Here is a 23,022-nt window from a genome sequence, read left to right on the forward strand (position 1 = left end):
CATATCTCCTTTAATTATGTATTAATAAATCTCAACGATCTTCATGATCGCCATCTTCAATTACATCCGTTAAACGATTTGTAAATTGCTCTGCTGCATTTACACCCATACGCTTTAATCTAAAATTCATTGCCGCTACCTCGATAATGACCGCTAAGTTTCGACCTGGGCGGACAGGAATGGTCATTTTAATTAACTCCGTATCAATAATTTTCATCTTTTCTTCTTCTAAACCTAAACGGTCATACTGTTTTTGAGCATCCCATATTTCTAAGTCCATCACAAGAGAAATCTTTTTAAATCGGCGAATGGCACCTGCACCAAATAAAGTCATGACATTAATAATACCGAGTCCCCGAATTTCTAATAAATGCTCAATGAGTTCTGGTGCACTACCGACTAATGTGTCCTCATCTTCTTGTCTAATTTCTACACAATCGTCCGCTACTAAGCGATGTCCTCTTTTGACAAGTTCTAATGCTGTCTCACTCTTACCGACACCACTCTTTCCTGTAATGAGGACTCCCACGCCATATATATCGACTAACACCCCATGAATGGCAGTCGTAGGGGCTAACTTACTTTCTAGGAAATTCGTCAAAAGGCTAGAAAAACGCGTCGTTTTTTGCTTTGTTCTTAAAATCGGTACGGCTTCTCTTTCAGCCGCTTCAAGTAATTCTTCTGGTACTTCTAGCTCTCTCGTAATAATGATTGCTGGAGTGATGTCAGAGCATAGCATCTCCAGTCTTGCTTCTCTCTCTTCGTCATTTAGTTTTTCAGCAAATGACAGTTCTGTTTTCCCTAATAATTGTATGCGTTCTGCCGGAAAATAATCAAAATAGCCAGCCAATTCAAGACCTGGTCGAGAAATATCACTCGTAACAATCGGACGGTTGATACCTTCTTCACCGCTTAGTAATTCTAACCCGAATTTTTCGATAACATCCTTTGTGCGAACCTTTGCCACTCTTACCCCTCCTTATCCTGTAGTTATCTATTCTTCTTTCATCCATTCTCATCTGATACGTTTTTTATTTTAGCACTTTTTACGCGAGAACCAAACGCTTTAAATTGAAACTGTCATTGTATACGAAAAAACCCGTTCCATATCATTGTCGACTCTCGTTGTTTATTATACACTGAAACGAAATAAATGGAGAGAATGACTAATCAATACATTGAACAAAAGGGAGGGATTTTAGTTAATGGATAAGAAGACCCTTTTTATTAATGCCGATATTATTTTTCAACATTATGTTTCACCAAACAGTTATCTGACATTAAATGGCCATCTGATTGAAGATTTCGGTGAAATGGCTTCATGTCCACAGACTACTCGCTACGATTACATATATGATTTAAAAAACAGTAGCTATATTAGTCCTGGCTTTATTGATCTCCATATACATGGTGTGGCTGGTGCCGATGCGATGGATGGTACAGCCACTGCCTTAAAGACCATTTCACAGATATTACCTAAAGAAGGAACAACAAGTTTCCTAGCAACAACCATTACTTCTCCAACAAAAAAAATAACTCAAGCCATTGAAAATATCGCCCGTTTTCATGCTTATAAAGGGGCAAAAGTACTTGGCATACATCTAGAGGGCCCTTTTATCAATCTACATCAGGCAGGTGCACAGCCAAAAGCAGATATACAAGAGTCCAATCCCCATTTATTTTCCTACTGGCAATCACTCGCTAAAGGTCAAATAAAACTGGTTACATATGCACCCGAAATGGATCCACACCAAAGGTTGTTACACCAAATAATTGCAGACGGAGCCATCCCATCAATTGGTCATTCAGAAGCTACTTACGAACAAGTCGAAACCGTTCATTCTTACGGCGTCTCTCATATGACTCACCTCTTCAATGGTATGCTTGGCATACATCATCGCGAAATTGGGACATCAGGTGCCGCACTTTTACTTGATTCCTTTACTGCCGAAATCATCGCTGATGGTCTACATATTAGCCCAGAAATGATTCAACTGCTGTTGAAGGTTAAAGGATATCAAAGCCTGATATTAATTACTGACAGTATAAGGGCAAAGCATATGGAAGATGGAGAATATGAGTTAGGTGGACAAACAGTTCATCTGCAATCAGGTGTAGCGACATTAGTCGATGGAACGCTTGCCGGAAGTATACTAAAGATGAATGATGCGATTAAAAATATGATACATTTTACTGGTATCGCTTTGCATGAAGCCGTCCATATGGCTACCGTCAACCCAGCAAAGAAAATCGGACAGTTTCATTGCATCGGTAGTATCGATTGTGGCAAGGAAGCTGATTTAGTGATTTTAAATAGGGAATTAAATGTAATAGATACCTTTTGTAAAGGTGAAAGGATGTAATTAAGGCATTCTGCCCGGGGATTCAAAGACTATTCTATATTGTACGGTGATTTATAGGCTCTTTGGTAGTCGACGTGGTTTTTGCTTGAAACGAAGGTGTTATTACATTTTAAACTCAAAAAAGCAGGAAGATGTCTCGTCTCCCTGCTTCATTCACCATTATTAATATTTATAAGATTGTCCACCATCGATCGGTACAACCGTTGCATTAATGAAGTCTGCTTGGTTTGATAATAAGAATGCTACTAGGTAGCCGACTTCTTCTGGTTTACCAAAGCGTTTCATTGGATTGACGCTAACAAACTCTTTTCCTGCTTCTTCCCAATTGTCTCCGCCCATTTGTTTCAATGATCCTTCAACCATTGGCGTCATAATCGCACCAGGAGCGATTGCTTTAATACTTACACCAAATTGGCCATATTCTATTCCAGAGTTTCTTGTTAATCCTACTACACCATGTTTACTTGCAGCATATCCTGATTGATTACCAACTCCACGGATTCCACCAACGGAAGCGGTATTAACAATTGAACCTTGACCTTGTTCTTTCATCACTTTTAACACATGCTTCATACCGTAAAATACACCGTTTAAGTTAATATCAACTACACGTTGGAATTCTTCGATACCGAAGTCTTCTGTTAAGTTTTGTTTCCCTTCGATGCCTGCATTATTAAAGAAGCCATCGATTTTACCAAATTTCTCAACAGCAAAAGCCACGTATTTTTTTACATCTTCTTCATTTGCTACGTTCGCTTCGATTGTTTCTATCTCTGCTTGAGGTGCTGCTGTAAGTATTTCTTGTTTACTTTCCTCTAAGCCTTTTGCATTTAAATCTACTAATACAAGTTTACCGCCTTCTACTGCTACTTGTTTTGCTGCCGCTCTACCAAGTCCAGATCCCCCACCTGTAATGATAACGACTTTATCTTCAAAACGATTCATATAAAACTACCCCTTTCATATGCGTTGTGGTACTATTTTCACAACTTCTCTTTTAGTGTAAACGGATTCATAATTAGCAACAATCAGTAATTCTTTTGAATTTGTCGATAGAATCTACACATTACTATAATGTGTTTATTTTAGGAGGAAAAATACATTGGTTGAGTATAAAAGTAGTATCTCTAAGCAAAGTGAGCGGACGAAATCCTCTTTCAAAAAAGCTTTCATTGACCTTATTCATGAAAAAGGCTATAGCCATGTAACAGTGACGGATATTATTAAACGAGCCGATTATAATCGCACGACTTTTTATCTTCATTTTCAAGATAAGCAAGGTCTAACGGATGAATTGCAAAGAGAAATGTTCGAACAAGTAAAAGAAAAAAGCATGAATAAATATGAAAAAGGCAAAGCCATCAGTATTACCGAGATGGATCCAAAATCATTCGAACTAACACACTTCATATACTCTGAGCAAGCTTATTTCAATCTTTTATTAAAAAACGATACCATCCCAGGATTGCATCGAGATCTACCTAAAGCGATTTATGAAGTATTGGAAGAGAGCTTTATCTTATCAGCGATTAATCAACTAGATATTAACTACTCGGTCCATAAACTCTATATGGCCCATGGGACAGCAGGACTACTCGTCAACTGGATTGAAAATGGTTATGATGTCAGCCCTGATAACATGAGTCTCCGCTTAATTCAAATATTACATTCATTTGCTAAGGAGTTTTCAATTGCAACTAAAAGCAAAAACACACCACCCATTTAAAAAAGGCGGTGTGTTTTTACTTAATCCCAGAGAACCTTTTGTATAATTAAATTTGCTACAGACATAATAATTGCCACCAGAATAGCTGTGCCAAAACCGGCAATCTCAAAAGTATCTCCCATTAATCCACTCGTAATCATTAAGGTTACTGCATTGATAACGAATAAAAATAACCCTAACGAAATGACCGTAATTGGTAATGTCAATAAAATCAATATCGGTCTAACAATTATATTAAGAATGGATAGGATAAAACTAGCTAACAAGGCAGACCCGAAGCCTGATAAATAAAAAGAATCTCCTATAAAGCCAGATAAAGCAATAAATAATATGGCATTAATAACAATACCAATTAACCATTTCATACATATGACACCTTTCCATTAGAAAACTGAGCTAGATTTTTTTACTGTGACAGACCCTGTTTTTGTATCTGCATTTAACCTTAAACCACCTTGAGGATCTTTAATAGAGCGGAAACGAAGCACCTTCTGAATAACATCACTCTTTTCCTCTAATATCTCAATTCCCTCAATATGAATATCAAAACTTCCTAAATTCGTTTTTAGTTCACCACTTACTTCTGCAAATGGGGGAAGCGTTACTTCTACATTGCCAGTTGTTGCTTTTGCTTCAATCGATTCACAACGGGAACCCCCAACAGCACAAGCTACATTCCCATTAAAAGAATGTGCATTCACTCTCTCATAATCTCCATCTACATGTACAGCACCGTTTATCGTTTCTGCTTCAAGTATATCAACCGTACCGTTTTCAACATGAATTTTTCCATGAACGGTTTCTAACTCTGCATGTTTACTTTGTAATTGCTTTGCTGTAATTTTACCGTTTGCCGTTTTTGCCTTAAAGGTTTTCGCTTTTAGCTTTTCACTTTCAATCGGTCCATTAAAGGTACGAAGTTTTAATTTATTATATTCCTTCTCAGGTACATATAGTACCGCATCTAACTTTATCCATTTTTGTTGAGTAGAGAACTTCAGTTTATCATCTACAACGGTAAATACAGCATCCTCCAAGAATTTTTTCCGAGCCTCATCTTGAGACTCCGCACGATACACTTTTACTTCACACTCTGCTCTTACATCAGTCTGTGACCAAGGTACAACTTTGATAGCTCCGTTTGCGACATCTACTTCAATTTCATTAAAGGTACCGTCAGATTGATGGAAGATATGGGATATACTATGTGACTGTCCGAAGTTAAAGTCTAAATCGACATCTTTAATCTTTTTAAATGCAGAGTCGACAAAATCAATGATCTTATCTTTTGCTGAATTAAATTTATAATTAAAAGGCTCTTCTTTTTTCTCTTCTTCAAATTTTACTGCTGTAGATAATTCTTTAATAATTTCTTCTTGCTTTTGCTCAGCCGTATCTTCGGCTTTTTCTAATTTCTCTAATAAAGTTAAAGCTTCTTCAACAGATAGTTTTCCATCCTCCACCATTTTTAAAATGCGTTTTCTTTCTTCCTTCATTCTATTCCCTCCATAAGGTTCATTTTGTCTATGCCCTATTATCCTTTTTATCTTAGGCTAAATAAGTATCAATATCTAATAAGTATGCTTAGGACAATCTCCAGCATGATTAGTATTGAAAAATGAAAGTTGGTTATATTTCATTTTTACCCTTAATCAGCGAAAATTAGGCTTATACTTCAATTTTTCTTTACTCAATTGTACGATAGTCAGGGGCAAAAGTTTCACTTAAATAAAAAAACCAGTCTCAAGTCTGACTGGGATTTATGTCATGAGGTCTAGATTTGAAGGTTCGTTTTCTGTGGTATAGGGAAAATGAAGAGTAAAGAAGGTAAATCGTTGCTAATTAAATTTTAGTAAAACCCAAACAGGTCCTGGATATTTATGACCTAGGACCTGCTTAAGCTATGTACCTTGAAAAATTTATTGATAGGCCGCCAAGTCAGTTGTGCGAGGAGATTCCTTACGCTTAACCTCATCAATCTTGTTAACGAACATTTGAAATACTTTTCTTTTTTCTTCCAAATCTTTTGCATGCTCTTTCAAATCATTATACTTCTCTTCAAACGGTCTGTGATAACGTTCTCTTATACTTTCAATAATCTCATCGTTGACAGTAGATTGAATGACTTGTTTAGTTATTCCATATTTATAGGAGTAAAGTTTTAGCTCAAGCTTAATTTGATCATATTCCTCATTAATTTGACTAAGCACTTCAGAGATATCTTCTTTCCATTCCTCTAATGATTTAGCTAAATAATCTTCCATAATCGTATAGTCACCCTCTCCCCTTATAATACTATGATTATAACGAAGGATAGTTACATCCCTTTTGCTATAGAGTTACAAATCTTTATCTTTTTTAATAGGAAATACCACGAGCCGATAGACCCGTGGTATTTTCTATTAAAACCATTAAGCATTCGTTACACTTGCTTCTTTATGCTCAATTTGCTCTTTCATTCTTTTGCGATCACGTTCAAGAATCGGTTTTAAATATTTTCCTGTATAAGACTCGGCTGTTTCTGCAATCACTTCAGGGGTACCTGTAGCTAGGATTGTACCCCCCTTAAGTCCACCTTCAGGACCTAAATCAATTAAATGGTCAGCAGCTTTAATTACATCTAGATTATGTTCTATCACGAGCACAGTATCCCCATTTTCAACAAGACGCTGCAAGACATTAAGTAAACGAGCGATATCATCCACATGCAAGCCCGTTGTTGGTTCATCTAATATATAAAATGATTTACCATTAGAACGACGATGTAGTTCAGAAGCCAGTTTTACCCTTTGTGCTTCTCCACCTGATAAGGTTGTCGCTGGTTGGCCCAATTTGACATAACTCAATCCAACATCATAGATGGTTTGCAACTTACGACGAATTTTAGGAATATTTTCAAAGAAGGTAAGTGCATCTTCCACTGTCATTTCTAAGATTTCAGCAATACTCTTCCCTTTATATTTTACTTCTAACGTCTCGCGATTATAACGTTTTCCCTGGCAGACTTCACATGGCACATATACATCAGGAAGAAAATGCATTTCGATTTTAATAATCCCATCTCCACGACAGGCCTCACAACGGCCACCTTTGACGTTAAAACTAAAGCGCCCCTTCTTATAGCCCCTAACTTTTGCTTCATTTGTAGAAGCATACACATCACGAATGTCATCGAATACTCCTGTATAGGTAGCCGGATTAGAACGTGGCGTTCTTCCGATAGGCGATTGATCAATATCTATGACTTTGTCTAATTGATCAATTCCTTTCACTTCCTTATGTGCACCCGGCTTACTTTTCGCTCGATGTAGTTTTTGCGCTAAGCTTTTATGGAGAATCTCATTGATTAACGTACTCTTCCCTGAGCCTGAGACACCAGTCACAGCCGTGAAAGTACCAAGAGGGAACTTGACGTTCACATTCTTCAAGTTATTCTCTTTAGCCCCTTTAATCTCAATAAAACGACCGTCACCTTTTCTTCTTTCTATCGGCAGTGGGATAAATCTTTTCCCTGATAAATATTGACCGGTTAAAGAGTAATCATCTTTCATTACTTCTTCTGGTGTACCTTTGGAAACAATTTCACCACCATGCACCCCTGCACCTGGACCCACATCAATTAAATAATCCGCTGCAAGCATCGTATCTTCATCATGCTCTACCACAATTAACGTATTACCGATATCACGCATGTTCTTTAACGTTTCGATTAATCGGTCATTATCCCTTTGATGCAATCCAATAGAAGGTTCATCAAGAATATACAACACTCCAGTCAACCGTGAACCAATTTGGGTGGCTAAACGAATTCGTTGGGCTTCCCCACCTGAGAGAGTTCCAGCAGCCCGGCTCAGCGTTAAATAATCCAAGCCAACATTAATAAGAAATCCAAGACGTTCTTTAATTTCTCTCATGATCAAATTAGCAATTTTCATTTCTTTTTCTGTTAAGTGTAATTGCCCAAAAAAGTCATAAGCTTCTTCAACAGATAAATCTGTAAGCTTCCCAACATGATGACCATCAATCAAGACTGCTAAGCTTTCTTTCTTAAGACGGTAGCCTTTACACGTAGGACATTTATGTTCCCCCATGTACTTCTCCATCTGTTCACGAATATAATCAGAGCTTGTCTCCTTATATCTTCTCTTGATATTATTCATCACACCTTCAAAGACAATATGTGATTCACGCACTTGGCCATAATCATTTTCATATTTAAAATATATTTTTTCCTTACCAGAACCATAAAGGATTTTATCTATTTGTTCATCTGGAATAGCTGATACGGGGATATCCATATCAATGCCATAGTGCGTACATACTGCTTCCAAAAGCTGCGGGTAGTATTGTGAGCTATTCGGTTCCCAAGGTGCAATCGCATGCTGCTTCAATGTGAGATCTTTATTAGGGATGACTAAATCCGGATCTACTTCTAACTTTACACCTAAGCCATCACAATCGGGACAGGCACCGAAAGGACTATTAAAAGAGAACATTCTCGGTTCAAGTTCTCCAATTGAAAAACCACAAATAGGACATGCATGATTTTCACTGAATAATAATTCCTCTTCTCCAATCACATCAACTATGACTTTTCCTTCTCCCATTTTCAGTGCTGTTTCGAGCGAGTCAGCTAATCTGGCCTCCACGCCTTCCTTCACAACAATTCTGTCAATAACCACTTCAATAGAATGTTTTTTATTTTTCTCAAGCTCGATTTCTTCTCCTAAATCGAGCATATCACCATCAACCCGAACACGAACAAACCCTTGTTTCTTTACCTCTTCTAATACCTTTACATGTGTTCCCTTTCTACCAGAAACAACAGGTCCCAGTACTTGCAATCTTGTTCTTTCCGGATATTCCATAATACGATCTACCATTTGTTCAACAGTTTGAGAAGAAATTTCTATATTATGATTAGGGCAGGTTGGGTGTCCTACTCTCGCAAATAATAGACGCAAATAATCATAGATTTCTGTTACAGTTCCTACCGTTGAACGAGGGTTTTTACTAGTTGTTTTCTGGTCTATAGAAATCGCAGGAGATAAACCTTCAATCGTATCCACATCCGGCTTATCCATTTGTCCTAAGAACTGTCTTGCATAGGCAGAGAGGGATTCAACATAACGGCGCTGTCCTTCTGCATAAATCGTATCAAACGCTAAGGACGATTTTCCCGATCCTGATAATCCCGTTAAGACAACAAGCTTATCCCTTGGGATTGTTACATCGACATTTTTTAAATTATGTGCCCTTGCACCTTTAACAATCAATTTCTCCATTGCCATTTCCGTTCATCATCCTTCCGCCTTCAGTTCAAGAATAAGATCACGAAGCTCTGCCGCTCGTTCGAAATTTAAATCCTTTGCTGCAGTCTTCATCTCTTTCTCCATATCTGCTATTAATTTTTGACGTTCTTTTTTATTTAATTGACTTAATTTATCAGCACTATTATACTCCTCTGGCGTTTCCGCTGCTTGTGTCGCTCTAATCACATCACGAATTTCTTTTTGTATCGTCTGTGGCGTGATACCGTGTTCTGTGTTGTAATCTTCTTGAATGCTACGGCGGCGTTTTGTTTCACTTATAGCTTTTGTCATGGAGTCTGTCATTCGGTCAGCATACATTATAACTTGACCATTTGCATTACGAGCAGCACGCCCAATCGTTTGGATAAGTGAACGTTCTGAACGTAAAAATCCTTCTTTGTCGGCATCAAGAATCGCTACGAGTGAAACTTCTGGAATATCAAGCCCTTCTCGCAACAAATTAATACCTATTAACACATCATAGGTACCCATACGAAGCTCCCTAATAATCTCGATTCTCTCAAGGGTTTTCACTTCGGAATGTAGGTATTGAACCTTCATACCAATTTCCTTTAAATAATCCGTTAAATCCTCAGACATTTTTTTCGTTAAAGTGGTAATGAGTACACGTTCATTTTTCTCAATTCTATCATTAATTTCACCAATTAAATCATCAATCTGTCCCTCTATCGGTCGGACATCAATAATAGGATCTAACAATCCAGTAGGTCTAATGATTTGTTCAATCATTTCAGGTGTTTGTTCTAATTCATACGGACCAGGAGTCGCAGAAACATAAACAATCTGGCTAATATGATCTTCAAACTCAGAAAAAGTAAGAGGACGGTTATCCATTGCAGAAGGAAGACGAAAACCATGTTCTACTAATACATTCTTACGGGCTTGGTCACCATTATACATCCCTCTTATTTGCGGCAATGTCACATGAGATTCATCAATAACAAGTAAGAAGTCCTTTGGGAAGTAATCAAGTAAAGTATAAGGAGTCGAACCAGCTGGACGAAGAGTTAAATGACGGGAGTAGTTTTCAATCCCTGAACAAAAACCCATCTCTCTCATCATTTCTAGATCATATCGCGTTCTTTGTTCTAGGCGTTGTGCCTGTAATAAATGGCCTTCTTCATGTAAGGTAGCCAGCCTTTCTTCTAATTCTTTTTCAATATTTTCGATGGCTACACGCATTTTCTCTTCTCTGGTAACGAAGTGAGATGCCGGGAAAATGGCTACATGATCACGATCACCTAAAATTTCACCGGTCAAAGCATCGACTTCACGAATCCGATCTATTTCATCTCCAAAAAACTCCACACGTAAACAATGCTCGTCTCTCGAAGCAGGGAATATCTCTACGACATCACCGCGTACACGAAATGTCCCACGTATAAAGTTCATATCATTGCGCTCATATTGTATGTCGACTAGCTTCCTTAATAATTGATTTCGCTCTATTTCCATTCCCGTCCTTAAACTTAAGACAAGCTCTCTATATTCCTCAGGAGATCCCAAACCATAGATGCAAGAAACACTGGCGATGATGATAACATCATTTCTTTCAAATAATGAGGAGGTAGCTGAATGGCGGAGCTTATCTATTTCATCATTAATACTCGCATCTTTCTCAATAAATGTGTCAGTGGATGGTACATATGCTTCTGGTTGATAGTAGTCATAGTAACTAACAAAATACTCTACCGCATTATTGGGAAAGAACTCTTTAAATTCACTATATAATTGACCTGCTAACGTCTTATTATGCGCAATTACTAACGTTGGTTTATTCACTTCTTTAATGACGTTAGAAACAGTGAACGTTTTCCCGGTTCCAGTTGCACCTAGTAATGTCTGATGCTTTTTCCCCTCTTGAATCCCATTTACAAGCTCTTTAATAGCTGCAGGTTGATCACCTTGTGGGGAATATTTTGAAACTAACTCAAATGTTTGATCCAAATCAGAAACCTCCTCTATGTAAAAAGTAAAGCGTGTCTAATCATTATTGCATTCCGATTTTCTATATCCTCATTCTACCACAAATCCTCTTATCTAAACCACAAAAAAGCGAACAAATATTCGATACCTATTCGACAAAGAGATGAAAAGAAGGTTAGGATTAAAATAAACGGGTATGAAGGTACAAATTAACTTTTCATTTATTTTGAAACTTTATTCTATATAAAATCGTCTTTTGTTATATGGCGAAATAGACGAGGTGATTTTTTGTTTGGTTTTATTTTTGCATTTGCGTGGCTAGCCGTTTTTATTTATGCCCTAAAAACCATTAAAGATTATATAAACAGTAATGACGAGGAAAAAGCATATGAAAAAGACTTCGTCATTAAAATTGTTGGTGCTGTATGCCTTTCGGGGCTTTTTGTTATAGCAGAAATACTTCGTGTCACAAACTTGGGCTTCGTTGATATGAAATGGCTCTTTCTCATTACATTTCTACTGCTTTTCGTTGTCAGTTACGTCTTTTTCACCTACAGGATACTCTTTTCTAAAAACACCTTTAACCGTAAAAAAGGAGATTATACTTTTAGTTATAAATATCGAAAATGGCTTATCCCTGTCTTTTTTCTATTCCCAATAGGTGTATTTAGTATTTGGATTTGGGTTAGCTAAATGAAATTTCCTTCTACATAAATGAGTTATAGAATTAGTCCATTGTTGGGGGCATCTAGTAAATTTGAATAGATAAACAGGTTTAATTGAACACATACAATGATTGAATCAAGGAGTTATACAAGTCAATTACACCTACCCACTAAAACCCTTCTTATTAATCAACAACACGCACGTCAGCTCATATTTCTCATTCTAATTAGTTAACCTTTCTTTTTATTAAAAACTTATAAACTAAACGCTTTTCCCTAAGAAAAGTAGAACCCCATCTCACTTTGATGGGGTTCTACTCATTTATATATCTGCTGGATGCGGACCTTTTTCTGCTTCCATCTCTTTTGCCATTTTCCTTGCTTTTATAAATTGAACACCGCTTAATACAATGGTTTTCCCAACGGCGTATGTTGGTACAGCAAGTAACATGCCTAATATACCAGCTAAGTTTCCTGCTACCAATAAGATAATAATGATTGTTGCTGGATGGGTATTTAATGTTTTCCCTAAAATTAATGGTGAAATTAAATTACCTTCTAATTGTTGTGCGGCGACGATGACTATTATTGCTAAAATCGCCATCGTAGGTGATTCAAATAGCCCAACTATAACCGCCGGTGCACCACCAATAAATGGTCCAACATAAGGAATAATATTCGTTACTGAAATAATTAATGCCAAAACAATTGCGTATGGTAGGTCAATAATTAAGAAACCGATAAAAGACGCTGTCCCGACGAATAATGCGACCGTAATCTGACCTTGAATATAGGAAGAAAGAGTTTTACCTGTTTCTTTTAATGTATCAATTGCTTCAGCACGATAACTTTTGGGAACAAATTTCCCTAGTGCAGGTGGGAACTTCTCCCCGTCTTTTAACATAAAGAATAAAAGGAATGGTACAGTAATAATCGTAATGGCTATATTTGCAACTAATCCAACTAAATCGCTGAGACCATTCGTAATCCTTTGTGGAAGTTGATTAGCATAATCAACTAAATAACCCATTATTTCTTCTTGTGTTACATAATCTTGATTCATTAACCAGCGATAACCCTCAGATTGCGAGAAGTTGTTAAAGAACTGTTCTGTTTGTTTAACATAGGTAGGTAGTTCATTTAATAACCCTGCCAATTGGGCTGAAATTTTTGGTACAAAAATACTAACGACAAGCACCAGCAATCCAGCAACAATTGCAAATAGTAATATGATCGATAATATCTTAGGAATTTTTGCTTTTTCAATTAAATGCACAAATGGATTTAAAATGAAGAATAAGAACCCCGAGATAATAATAGGGAAGAACAACGTGGAAAAAAAGATTCCAATCGGTTCAAATAAAAAAGAAATTTTTGAAGCTACAAAAATGACGGATACAATAATTAGAATTTGAAGAGACCAGTACTGGAATTTCTTCTTGTTCACATTCTCACCTTTTCCCAAAAAATAAATTTTTCTCTATAGACTACATTTTCATTCGTAGTTCCCTTTTTCCAAAAAAGTAAAACCACTAGGATTTATTTGTATGTATTATTGTAATGCATTCCACCACAAAATGTCGCCTCATAAGGATATTTTCCGTGAATTTTTTTCGACAAATATTTCCTTTTGGTTATTTTAACCAACAGATATTTATATAATCAGCCATGTGTTAAGGAAATCCTTTTATCCATTCACACAACGACATGGCAACTAGATAGAAAATTTCACTTATATCCCCAAGTTAAAAAAAGGTATCTTAGGAGTCTCCCTAAAATACCTTTTTAAAGCATGATTATTCTTGGCCTTTTTGAATCCATTCAGCAACAGTTGCCGTACGTTTGGCTTGATGTTTAACTGCTGCTTCATTATCTTCAACGATTTTACCATCTTGTCCTTGAGTTGAACTTGCGCCGTAAGGATTTCCGCCACCAGCAAATATGCTTGGGTCAGTGAAGCCCGGTGCGGCAACAATCGCGCCCCAATGGAACATAGTTGTATAAAATGAAAGAAGGGTTGCTTCTTGACCTCCGTGAGGATTAGAAGCAGAGCTCATTGCACTCACTACTTTGTTCGCAAGTTTGCCTTGTGCCCAAAGGCCCCCAGCAGTATCAATAAAAGCTTGCACTTGTGAAGCAATGTTACCAAAACGAGTTGGGAAACTAAAAACAATCGCGTCTGCCCATTCAAGGTCAGCAAGTGTAACTTCTGGTACATCTTTCGTAGCATCAGCATTGGCACGCCATGCAGGATTGGAATCGATGGCTGCTTCAGGTGCTGTTTCAGGAATCTTTAACAACTTCACTTCAGCGCCGGCTTCTTTTGCCCCTTGTTCTGCCCACTGTGCCATTTGGTAGTTGGTACCTGTTGAACTATAATAAATGACTGCTAATTTAATACTCATTTGAATAGAATCCTCCTTGATATCTCACATACATCTATATTGTTTCTATTCCTTTCAGCTCTATACATTAAACTTATCTTAATGTTTTTAATGCACCGCTCCATGCTAGCACTTGATCAAGCATCATTTTCATATTTGCTTGGTGCAAGTCCTGAGGCTTAAATTCATTACCATTTACGAAATCAGTAAAAAGTGAAAGTGTTGGATGTGTGCGTACATCTGCGACTTGTAGCTCGCCTAAAATGCCACGTAGATGTTCTGCCGCACGGGCACCACCAGTAGATCCATAACTGACAATACCTGCTGCTTTATTCGCCCATTGATCGCGAGCAAAGTCGATCGCATTTTTCAAAGCACCACTAATACTATGGTTGTATTCCTGTACGATAAACACAAACCCATCCATACTATCTAATTTATCTCCCCATGCTGCAATACCAGGCTCTGTGCCATCTGTTGTACCAAGGAACGGAAGATGAAAGTCAGCAATATCAATAATTTCATAATTTGCATCCCCACGTGCATCAGCTATTTCTTTCACCCATTGACCTACTTGTGGACTTACACGACCTTCTCTTGTACTTCCTAAAATAATACCGATATTTAATTTTTCCATTTTCATTTCCTCCTTAGGATGTGGATTATTTTTATTGAATAATTTATTTAAAAAGCCCATATTGTTTCTCCCCATTTCTTAGATGCTGGCTTTAAACCATTTTGCTGCTTCTTCAACTTCTTTGAATGAAAGCTGATGTCCCATATGTTCCCAATGAAGATGAACATCGGCTCCCGCTTTTTCTAATAATCTCTTTAACTCTTCAGATTCTTCGGGTGAACAAATCGGATCATTTGTCCCTGCTCCAATGAACACCTTTTGTCCTGTTAAATCAGGCAATTCTATACCTCTTCTTGGTACCATTGGATGGTGTAAGATTGCTGCTTTCACAGCATCTTTATAATGGAACATCATACTGGCCGCAATATTAGCACCATTTGAATATCCTAAAGCGACGATATTATGGCGGTCAAAACCATATTTGTCAGCTGCTTCATCTAAAAATTGATAAAGCTCTTTCGTACGAAAGATTAAATCCTCCTCATCAAAGACACCTTCTGCTAACCTTCTAAAAAAGCGCGGCATTCCATTTTCAAGCACATTACCTCGAACGCTTAGCACTGATGCACTTTCATCTATTTTGCCAGCTAACGGTAGAAGGTCTAGCTCATTTCCCCCTGTACCATGAAGTAATAATAGGGTTGGTTTTGATGTGTCACTACCCTTTTCAAAAATATGTTTCATGTAAATCCCCTCCATTATTTCGGTCGAACCATTGTAAATACTTCTCCTACTTTCGCATAATCATTTCCAGCCAAGCGACTGATTGCCCCTAAATTCTCAGCGTTGATTTTGCCCGCTTCATAAATTTCATTATCGAAATGGAAGTAGACAACTTTACCGATAAGAAGATCAGCATTCCCTTCAAGTTCAATATGATGAGCAAGCTGACATTCCATCCTCACTTTCGCTTTCACGATTCCTGGTACATTGACAACTGTACTTGAAATTGTCTCTAATCCACTGAGCTTTAATTCATCCACATTTGGTGAGACAGTAGCCGCTGTTTCATTAATTTGCGTAACATTTGACTCATCAACAATATGAACGACAAACTCCTTCGTATCACACACATTTTTAGCAGTATCTTTCATCTCACCCGCTCTTCTTGCTACTGAAACAGCAATCATTGGCGGATTAGAAGACACGATATTAAAGAAACTAAATGGTGCACCATTCAGCACACCAGTGTTTGATTGTGAAGTGACGAAGGCAATCGGCCTCGGGATAATACTTCCGATCAATAATTTGTAATTCTCCCTCTCGGTTTGCGCGTTCGGATCAATACTTACCATTGCGTAACTCCTCCTTTTGCAATTACACTTCCCTCACATCAATCGGAATTAACCTTCTCTGTAATTGTCCACGGTATTTTTCATATTGCTCAGGAAGCATTACTTCTGTTCCCATCGTTTCCTGACTTTCATCATGAGCAAAACCTGGCGGATCAGTAGCAATTTCAAAAAGAATGTCGCCGTATTCTCTGAAGTAAATCGCATTAAAATAATTTCTGTCTTGCACGGGTGTGACACCATAACCAAAGCTTTCAATATATTTCTTCCAATCTAATTGGTCAGCATCATCTGCTGCGCGCCATGCAATGTGGTGGACAGTTCCTACACCCATTCTTCCTTTTCCAGAGCTTGTTATCTTTACATCGACAATATTACCTATGTCGCTTTTTGATTGATATCTGACGAATACTCCTTCTTCAGCCACTTTGGTTAAACCCATTGTTTCAATTAGCTCACCTGTTTTTCCACCATTGCTAGAATAAAGAACAGCCCCGGCGAAACCTTTAATCGCCACATCCGGAGTTATCCCATTAAATGTCCAAGTATTCTCGTCCCCAGCTTCTCTTTCAACAAGCTCTAAATGTAAGCCATGTGGATCATCGAAGCTTAGTACTTGTTCGCCAAAACGTACTTGTTTTTCAAAAGAAATGCCTTTACTCGTTAAGCGTTCCTCCCAAAATGGTAGGGCGCCAGATGGAACAGCATATGCAGTAATTCCCACTTGCCCATCACCAATGATGCCAGGGTACGCATCTGCCCATGGGAAGAAAGTAATAATTGTACCTGGTTTACCTCCCTCATCACCGAAATAAAGATGATACGTTCCTGGGTCATCAAAGTTAACTGTTTTTTTTACAAGACGTAAACCTAAAATACCAGCATAAAAATCAACATTTTCCTGTGGATGGCCGACAATAGCTGTAATGTGATGAATTCCCATCGTTTGTTTTTCCATTTTGAACATCCTTCCATGTCCCTAACCTTCAAGTATCTCGAAATTGAGATATTAGGTGTGAGTTAGTTTATTTTGTGTTATTTTATGAAGAATATGAATTAATAATTGTTGTTCTTCTTCTGTTGTTTGTTGAAATAAGGTTGAAATCTGTTCTAATAAGTATGGACTGATTAGATCCATTAATTCCTTCCCCGCATTTGTTATAGTTACAAAAACAACCCGGCGATCCTCTTTGCAATCACTTCTAGATAAATAGCCCTTTTCTTGCAAGCGGTCAATCACATAAGTCATACTGCCGCTCGTTAACCAAACGCTTTTACTAATTTGCTGGACCGATTGTCTCCCCTTTTGATGCAGCACTTGGAGTACGGAATACTCTGTAAAGGTGAGCTTATATTTGTGTAACCAGTCTTTCATCTGATCTTGCATGTATCTGTTGGTTTGCATTAAGCAAGCGAATGAATCTAATGTCTTCTTATGAACCATTTTCATCGCCTCACTTTTTATCTTTAATTTAATTATCTTGAATATGAGATAATAATATCTCGAATTCAAACTAATGTCAATCCCATTTTCAACTTTTTTTAAATTTCTAACCATAGTTTTCATTCTAGTGCACTTGCTCTTCTAATATAGGTAGAAAAAACTAAATAACTAAGTCGTTTTACTGCTTTTAGAATAGGTAGCATCCTTATCTTCTAGCAAAGTTTTCAATAGGTAAAGGACGCCTACTCATATTGCTGGTGCATCATTTTCAAATGACTTTCTCGACATTTCAAAATCCAGTTTTCACCTTGTGAAAACAGAGACATATTCCGTTTGAATGAAAAAGAAATATTGCTAACTTCTATTAATACATACAATATAAACGATTCGCTGTCGATAGATAAATAGCAATAACTGCATTGTTTTTTTCCTATCCGCTTCTTCTCTTGATAATATATTGCCTATAACATGATGCAAGAACCTCTATTCGTAGGGAATTAATGATATCGTCTTTGTTGCAATTGCATTTATGTAAGATTCATTATGATCAACTGCAATCATCGTCGGCTGATACACCTTAATCGTCTCAACTAATTGCTGAATGACAAATATGTCTAAGTAATTGGTGACTTCATCCCATATAAGTAAATTATTTTCCCCTAATAAAGCATGAGCTAAAAATACCTTCTTCTGCTCGCCAGCACTCCAATGCTGACTAGATGTATCAGTGAAACTCTGTCTATCTATGCCTAACTGATACAGTAAATGCCAAAAAGCTTGTTTTTCTTCTTTTATAGTCAATTGTTGTATATAAGAAGCATAATCTACATCTTGCTCATTTTTTTGATTTAAAATGGATACCTTTCGCGGTAAATGAATGCGATACTCCCCTATTGTCTCTAAATACTTTACCCCTAATATAAATTGGAGTAGTGTTGACTTCCCGACACCATTACTCCCTTCAATAAATAAGCGATCATTAGGATACATATCGATGGAAATTGGTTGGAATAAGGGGGTTCCGTCTCTTAATATCGAAAAATCACGGAAGTATAAAACTTGCTTTTCAGGTTGTTTCACAAGCATTTTCAATTGTGAGACCCTCTCCCGATTATCGATAAGTCCTTCTTTTTCAGAAACCATCGCTTCTGTGCGTTTTTTTATTGCCTTCGCCCTTTTCATTTGTTTCGCGGCTAAAAGTCTTTCCGACGCATCCTTTGTGCTGTTTTCTCGCTTCATTCCCCATTGGTTTACCTTACCAGATACTTCATTTAACCGTTTGATTTCTGACTTTAACTTACTATTTCTAGATTCCGCAAGCTGATCCGCATTCTCTTTCTCTCTTCGCCACACATCCACATTTCCCTTAATTAAGGTGAGCGACTGCTTTTCAATTGCTAACACATGATCGACGAATTGGTTTAAAAAGGATTCATCATGACTAATTACAATAAACCCTTCTTTCATTCTCAAATAATTCCCAATCATGTTACGTCCCTCTTTATCAAGATTATTTGTCGGTTCATCAATTAAAGGAAAAGCATCCTCATTTAAGAATAGCTCTACAAGTAACACTCTCACTTGTTCCCCACCACTTAATTGATGAAACTTTCTTTGACTAATATGAGGTGGTAATCCGATGAGTGATAATTCATAATCAATTCTCCACCGGTCAACATTAGGGTTTTCTTTAAGCAATAACTCTAATACTGTTAAATTCTCCTCTTATAGTGGAAAGGCAGGGAAATATTTAAATGTCAGTGGCGTTTGAATCGTCCCTCTATATTGAAGTTTATTTGTTAAAATGTTCATAAATGTCGTTTTTCCGCGACCATTACGCCCTAGCAGCGCAAGCTTCCAGTGCTCATCAATACTTACATTCACATCACTAAAAATCCTTTTATCCATTGAATGATACTGAAAAGACATATTTTTAATTAAAATCGAATGGGTCAATGAAATACCTCCTTTTGATTAACTTAACACAAGTTATCTGAATTTTGTTATATTTTATATTAATTTCCTCAAATTAGGAATATAAATAGAATGAATCAAGGACATGTTCTTTTCACAATCTATTGAATAAAAAAACCGATTGCCCCATAGAGACAACCGGTAAAAATATTAAACTGCTTGGTGACTTTTCTTAAATTCCTCTTTAATAAAGAGAATACCTAATTCATGATGATCTGTTTTATAAAGTGCCCTTTGCACAAATCGGTTTTCATTATTGGTGTCAATGACTTCAAGTTTGCAATGAGCTGCATTTTTTTGCAATGCTTGATAAAATCCCTTTTCGTCATTCACTTGCAAACCATTCACTTTAAGAACAGTTTCTCCTACTTTTAATCCCATTTTGTCTGCTGGTGAATGAGGAACAACACCAATAATCATTAAACCATCATTCTTTTTAGCAAAGTAAAACGCCGCCTTTGCATCTACAGATCGTTGGCGATAATTTAACCACTCTCTCCCTACTATTGCTAGTACTGGTATCGCTAAGCTTACAATTGGATAAACAAATGCGCCACTGGCAATAATGAGCAGCAATGCACCAAAGAAGATTACTTTTTTTCCATAAGCTGCGACGGCTACAGCCGGAAATTTGCTTTGGATTTGTTGTTGAAAACCAATAGCGAAAGGAACAGCTACTAAAGCATAAGATTGATCTCCAATTGAAAATAATGGCCACCATGTTGAGTCCAAACTAATGGCGTCACCAGGTATTAGTAAAAACAGTGGTAAAAGCCACATTCTTTTTGCTTCATGCATACCCACAACCTGACCACGGCGACTCTTCATTAGTCTTGGAGACGTCCCTTTTGGACCATTGATGGTGATCATTATTCCTTCAGCAATCACAAGCAAGGCAATGATCATTGCGGCAGCTGGCAGTAGGTACTCTACGCCTTCCACTTGTGATGAGATGAAGGCAGGCAGTGGCCAGTTCTGTTCTAATGCAAAGAAAGTAAGAATAAAACCAATACTTACCGTATAAGCCGGTGTCGCCCATCTTGCTTTTGGAGTCAGCATCAAGATAATTGTTGCAACCGTTGCAAAAACAAGTAACTCAATAGGAACAGTTAAACCAGCTAGTACGGTAATAAGGGAAAGAGAAATACCGAGAATGAGCCCTAAAGGCAATAATTGCTTCAGCTCAAAATAGGCATTTTCAGCACGGACTAAGAAATGCTGTCTTTCCCTGTTGACTCTTTGTATACCGTAATAAGCAGCTGCTAGAAATACTAAATAAAAGACCGGGTTTAGAAATAACCTTCCTAACCCCTTCAATAACTCTATTGCCCAAGCCTCAGCCAAGCTTCCCACCAACCTCTACCATTAATCTAATCTACTAATCTGACTATATTCTACCAAATATCCCTTTAAAAACATAGCCAACCCATTGTCTTCTTCCTACTTGTAAATACATTTTCTTATAATAGAAGTGATGACAAGGAATAGGTGTCCGATATTCAAAATATAGACAAATAGTGAGAGAAAATCTCTTTCCGCTAGAATTTACTTTCGTATGGGAGAAGGGTTTCTTCTATCGCGCAGTTTCCGAGCTGTTTCTCGTTTCTGTTTTTTAACTTGAAGACACGTTAACGCTATTACCTTTTTATATTTGAGTAACTCGCAATTCCCAAAAAGCGATGATTTTCGCTTTCGTTCATCCACCATATACAGGCACTTCTATATTTGCTACATTTCTCCTATTTTCCCATTTATTCCGGAGCCTTTTCATCAACCTCACATTAAAAAGCCGAACAAACATTGAGTTTGTCCGGCTTTGATATATAGAGTAAACACTATTGGTTTGCCATAATACGCAAGCCTGTTTGTAATTGCATATCATTGTCCTGGTTATTTCTTTGCTTAATGACTTCTTTTTCAAGAGATTGGGCTGTTTTTTCATCAATTTGTCCGTTTGCTGTTAGTCCGGCCGCATGTTGAAACGCTCTAACTGCTGTTGCAGTTGCAGCACTATAATAGCCATCCTCTCGACCAGGTGCATAACCTAAGCTTTTTAATATGAATTGCGCATTCTTCACTTGATCATTATTCATGTCCGTTTTTAACGTTTTCTCCACTTGGATCGGGTGAGTCTCATACAGTTCAGATTGTTTTACTTCATAAGTAGGTGCGACACCTTTTTTATGAATCCAATTTCCGTCAGGTGTAAGCCATTTATATAAGGTCAATTTAATATTACTGCCATCCCCCATTGGAACAGGTTGTTGAACTGTTCCTTTACCAAATGTTTGTGTACCAATTAACGGATAATCACCTGCTTCCTTGAGGGCTGCTGCTAATATTTCTGAGGCAGATGCACTACCCTTATCAATAAGAACGCCGATAGGATACGATTTCTTCTCTTCTAAAGGAGAGAAATTCATCATTCTTTCACCGTTTCTTTGTTCTATCTGCACATATGGTTTATCCTTCGTAACCAACTCTTCCAATATTTCGTCAACTACTTTTAATAGTCCACCAGGGTTATTTCGTACATCAATTAACAAACTGTCCATTCCCTGTTCTTCTAGGCCCTTGAGAGCAATCTTAAATTCCTTAGCTGTATCTGTTGCAAAAGAAGTAATCTCAACATAGCCAACTTTTTCATTGTCGTGCATTATAACTTCAGAATTGACTGTAATATGAGGTATTTCTGCCCGAACAATTTCTATTTCTAACGGGTTTTGCAAACCTTCTCTCATAATGGTCAATTTGACTTTTGTCCCTTTTTTTCCTTTTATCTTTAAGGTCGCTTGCAATAAATTAAAGCCTTCAACACTTTCATCATCAATCTTGATGATTTGGTCATTTGGTTTCAAACCAGCTTGCTCTGCTGGTGAATTTTTTACTGGAGATACAATAATGATCTTACCATCTACTAAACTAACCTCGGCTCCAATTCCTTCAAATGAAGAATCGAGTGTTTCACTAAATTGTTTTGCTGTACTTTCATCCATATAAACGGAATAATCATCATTTAACGTGGTAAGCATCCCTTGAATCGCGCCTTCTGTTAACTTATGTGCATCAACTTCTTCAACATAATTTTTGTAAATGAGCTGATAAGCAGCGTTCATTTTCTCCAAATCAGATGCAAGCTGTTGACTACCTCCCATTTCTTCTAGCTGTTTTGTTTGCGATATATTTAACTTTAATTGAAAGCCTGCATAGGAACCTATCGCGCCCACAAGTAATGATATGACCATTAATATGACTACTTTCTTTTTGCCCACTTAACC

20 protein-coding genes and 1 pseudogene are annotated in these 23,022 nt (G+C 37.3%); 3 read left to right on the forward strand and 18 right to left on the reverse strand.

Annotated elements, in window-relative coordinates; genetic code table 11:
• Positions 1-31: 31 nt before the first annotated feature.
• Positions 32-967 (reverse strand): HPr(Ser) kinase/phosphatase, encoded by a 936-nt coding sequence (gene hprK, locus MHI57_RS11860; protein WP_095371874.1) that lies wholly within the window; start codon positions 965-967, stop codon positions 32-34.
• Positions 968-1,205: 238 nt separating this feature from the next.
• Between hprK and nagA the strand changes: the two genes are divergently transcribed.
• Positions 1,206-2,363 (forward strand): N-acetylglucosamine-6-phosphate deacetylase, encoded by a 1,158-nt coding sequence (nagA, locus tag MHI57_RS11865; protein WP_340976472.1) that lies wholly within the window; start codon positions 1,206-1,208, stop codon positions 2,361-2,363.
• Between the two features lie 162 nt (positions 2,364-2,525).
• Here the strand turns inward: nagA and MHI57_RS11870 are convergent, their stop codons facing one another.
• A complete protein-coding gene (locus MHI57_RS11870) occupies positions 2,526-3,308 on the reverse strand; it encodes an SDR family oxidoreductase (protein ID WP_095371872.1) in 783 nt (260 codons plus the stop codon).
• A gap of 157 nt (positions 3,309-3,465) precedes the next feature.
• On the opposite strand from MHI57_RS11870, the gene MHI57_RS11875 reads away from it, so the two are divergent.
• Complete coding sequence (locus MHI57_RS11875) at positions 3,466-4,089, forward strand: TetR/AcrR family transcriptional regulator (protein WP_095371871.1); 624 nt, start codon at positions 3,466-3,468, stop codon at positions 4,087-4,089.
• Positions 4,090-4,109: 20 nt separating this feature from the next.
• On the opposite strand, the gene MHI57_RS11880 is transcribed toward MHI57_RS11875, so the two are convergent.
• From MHI57_RS11880 to uvrB, 5 genes are all read right to left on the reverse strand, one after another.
• Positions 4,110-4,454 (reverse strand): phage holin family protein, encoded by a 345-nt coding sequence (locus tag MHI57_RS11880; RefSeq protein ID WP_095371870.1) that lies wholly within the window; start codon positions 4,452-4,454, stop codon positions 4,110-4,112.
• 18 nt (positions 4,455-4,472) lie between these two features.
• Positions 4,473-5,585 carry a DUF4097 family beta strand repeat-containing protein gene (locus MHI57_RS11885; RefSeq protein WP_307318869.1) on the reverse strand — a complete coding sequence of 371 codons (1,113 nt, stop codon included), beginning with the start codon at positions 5,583-5,585 and terminating at the stop codon, positions 4,473-4,475.
• A gap of 423 nt (positions 5,586-6,008) precedes the next feature.
• The gene (locus tag MHI57_RS11890) at positions 6,009-6,353 is read right to left on the reverse strand and encodes a hypothetical protein (RefSeq protein ID WP_095371868.1); all 345 of its coding nucleotides are present in this window, start codon (positions 6,351-6,353) and stop codon (positions 6,009-6,011) included.
• A gap of 147 nt (positions 6,354-6,500) precedes the next feature.
• Positions 6,501-9,380, reverse strand: coding sequence for an excinuclease ABC subunit UvrA (uvrA, locus tag MHI57_RS11895; RefSeq protein ID WP_340976476.1), 2,880 nt, complete (start codon positions 9,378-9,380; stop codon positions 6,501-6,503).
• A 9-nt stretch (positions 9,381-9,389) separates the two neighbouring features.
• Entirely contained in the window at positions 9,390-11,369 is a 1,980-nt protein-coding gene (gene uvrB / locus MHI57_RS11900; RefSeq protein ID WP_095371866.1) for an excinuclease ABC subunit UvrB, read from the reverse strand.
• Positions 11,370-11,636: 267 nt separating this feature from the next.
• On the opposite strand from uvrB, the gene MHI57_RS11905 reads away from it, so the two are divergent.
• Complete coding sequence (locus MHI57_RS11905; protein WP_340976477.1) at positions 11,637-12,041, forward strand: hypothetical protein; 405 nt, start codon at positions 11,637-11,639, stop codon at positions 12,039-12,041.
• 294 nt (positions 12,042-12,335) lie between these two features.
• On the opposite strand, the gene MHI57_RS11910 is transcribed toward MHI57_RS11905, so the two are convergent.
• The 11 genes and pseudogenes from MHI57_RS11910 to MHI57_RS11960 form a co-directional block, all read right to left on the reverse strand.
• Positions 12,336-13,460, reverse strand: coding sequence for an AI-2E family transporter (locus tag MHI57_RS11910; RefSeq protein WP_095373600.1), 1,125 nt, complete (start codon positions 13,458-13,460; stop codon positions 12,336-12,338).
• 349 nt (positions 13,461-13,809) lie between these two features.
• On the reverse strand, positions 13,810-14,418 hold the full coding sequence (gene wrbA / locus MHI57_RS11915) for an NAD(P)H:quinone oxidoreductase (protein ID WP_095371864.1): 609 nt from the start codon (positions 14,416-14,418) through the stop codon (positions 13,810-13,812).
• A gap of 73 nt (positions 14,419-14,491) precedes the next feature.
• Entirely contained in the window at positions 14,492-15,094 is a 603-nt protein-coding gene (locus MHI57_RS11920) for an NADPH-dependent FMN reductase (protein WP_095371863.1), read from the reverse strand.
• Positions 15,095-15,112: 18 nt separating this feature from the next.
• On the reverse strand, positions 15,113-15,718 hold the full coding sequence (locus MHI57_RS11925) for an alpha/beta hydrolase (protein ID WP_322909689.1): 606 nt from the start codon (positions 15,716-15,718) through the stop codon (positions 15,113-15,115).
• A gap of 14 nt (positions 15,719-15,732) precedes the next feature.
• Positions 15,733-16,329 (reverse strand): flavin reductase family protein, encoded by a 597-nt coding sequence (locus MHI57_RS11930; RefSeq protein ID WP_340976482.1) that lies wholly within the window; start codon positions 16,327-16,329, stop codon positions 15,733-15,735.
• A gap of 22 nt (positions 16,330-16,351) precedes the next feature.
• Positions 16,352-17,293: a ring-cleaving dioxygenase gene (locus tag MHI57_RS11935; RefSeq protein ID WP_340976483.1), complete on the reverse strand. Its 942-nt coding sequence runs from the start codon at positions 17,291-17,293 to the stop codon at positions 16,352-16,354.
• A 42-nt stretch (positions 17,294-17,335) separates the two neighbouring features.
• Positions 17,336-17,770 (reverse strand): MarR family winged helix-turn-helix transcriptional regulator, encoded by a 435-nt coding sequence (locus MHI57_RS11940; protein WP_322909691.1) that lies wholly within the window; start codon positions 17,768-17,770, stop codon positions 17,336-17,338.
• A 483-nt stretch (positions 17,771-18,253) separates the two neighbouring features.
• Positions 18,254-19,258, reverse strand: a complete 1,005-nt coding sequence (locus MHI57_RS11945; protein ID WP_445293218.1) for an ATP-binding cassette domain-containing protein — start codon at positions 19,256-19,258, stop codon at positions 18,254-18,256.
• 36 nt (positions 19,259-19,294) lie between these two features.
• A pseudogene (locus MHI57_RS25055) lies at positions 19,295-19,699 on the reverse strand (ATP-binding cassette domain-containing protein); the annotation flags it as partial.
• Positions 19,700-19,894: 195 nt separating this feature from the next.
• Positions 19,895-21,097, reverse strand: coding sequence for a PDZ domain-containing protein (locus MHI57_RS11955; RefSeq protein ID WP_445293200.1), 1,203 nt, complete (start codon positions 21,095-21,097; stop codon positions 19,895-19,897).
• 482 nt (positions 21,098-21,579) lie between these two features.
• On the reverse strand, positions 21,580-23,016 hold the full coding sequence (locus tag MHI57_RS11960; protein ID WP_340976489.1) for a S41 family peptidase: 1,437 nt from the start codon (positions 23,014-23,016) through the stop codon (positions 21,580-21,582).
• Between the last annotated feature and the right edge of the window lie 6 nt (positions 23,017-23,022).

Source organism: Cytobacillus sp. FSL K6-0129, from assembly GCF_038007625.1.
In the GTDB taxonomy this organism is placed as follows: domain Bacteria; phylum Bacillota; class Bacilli; order Bacillales; family Cytobacillaceae; genus Cytobacillus; species Cytobacillus kochii.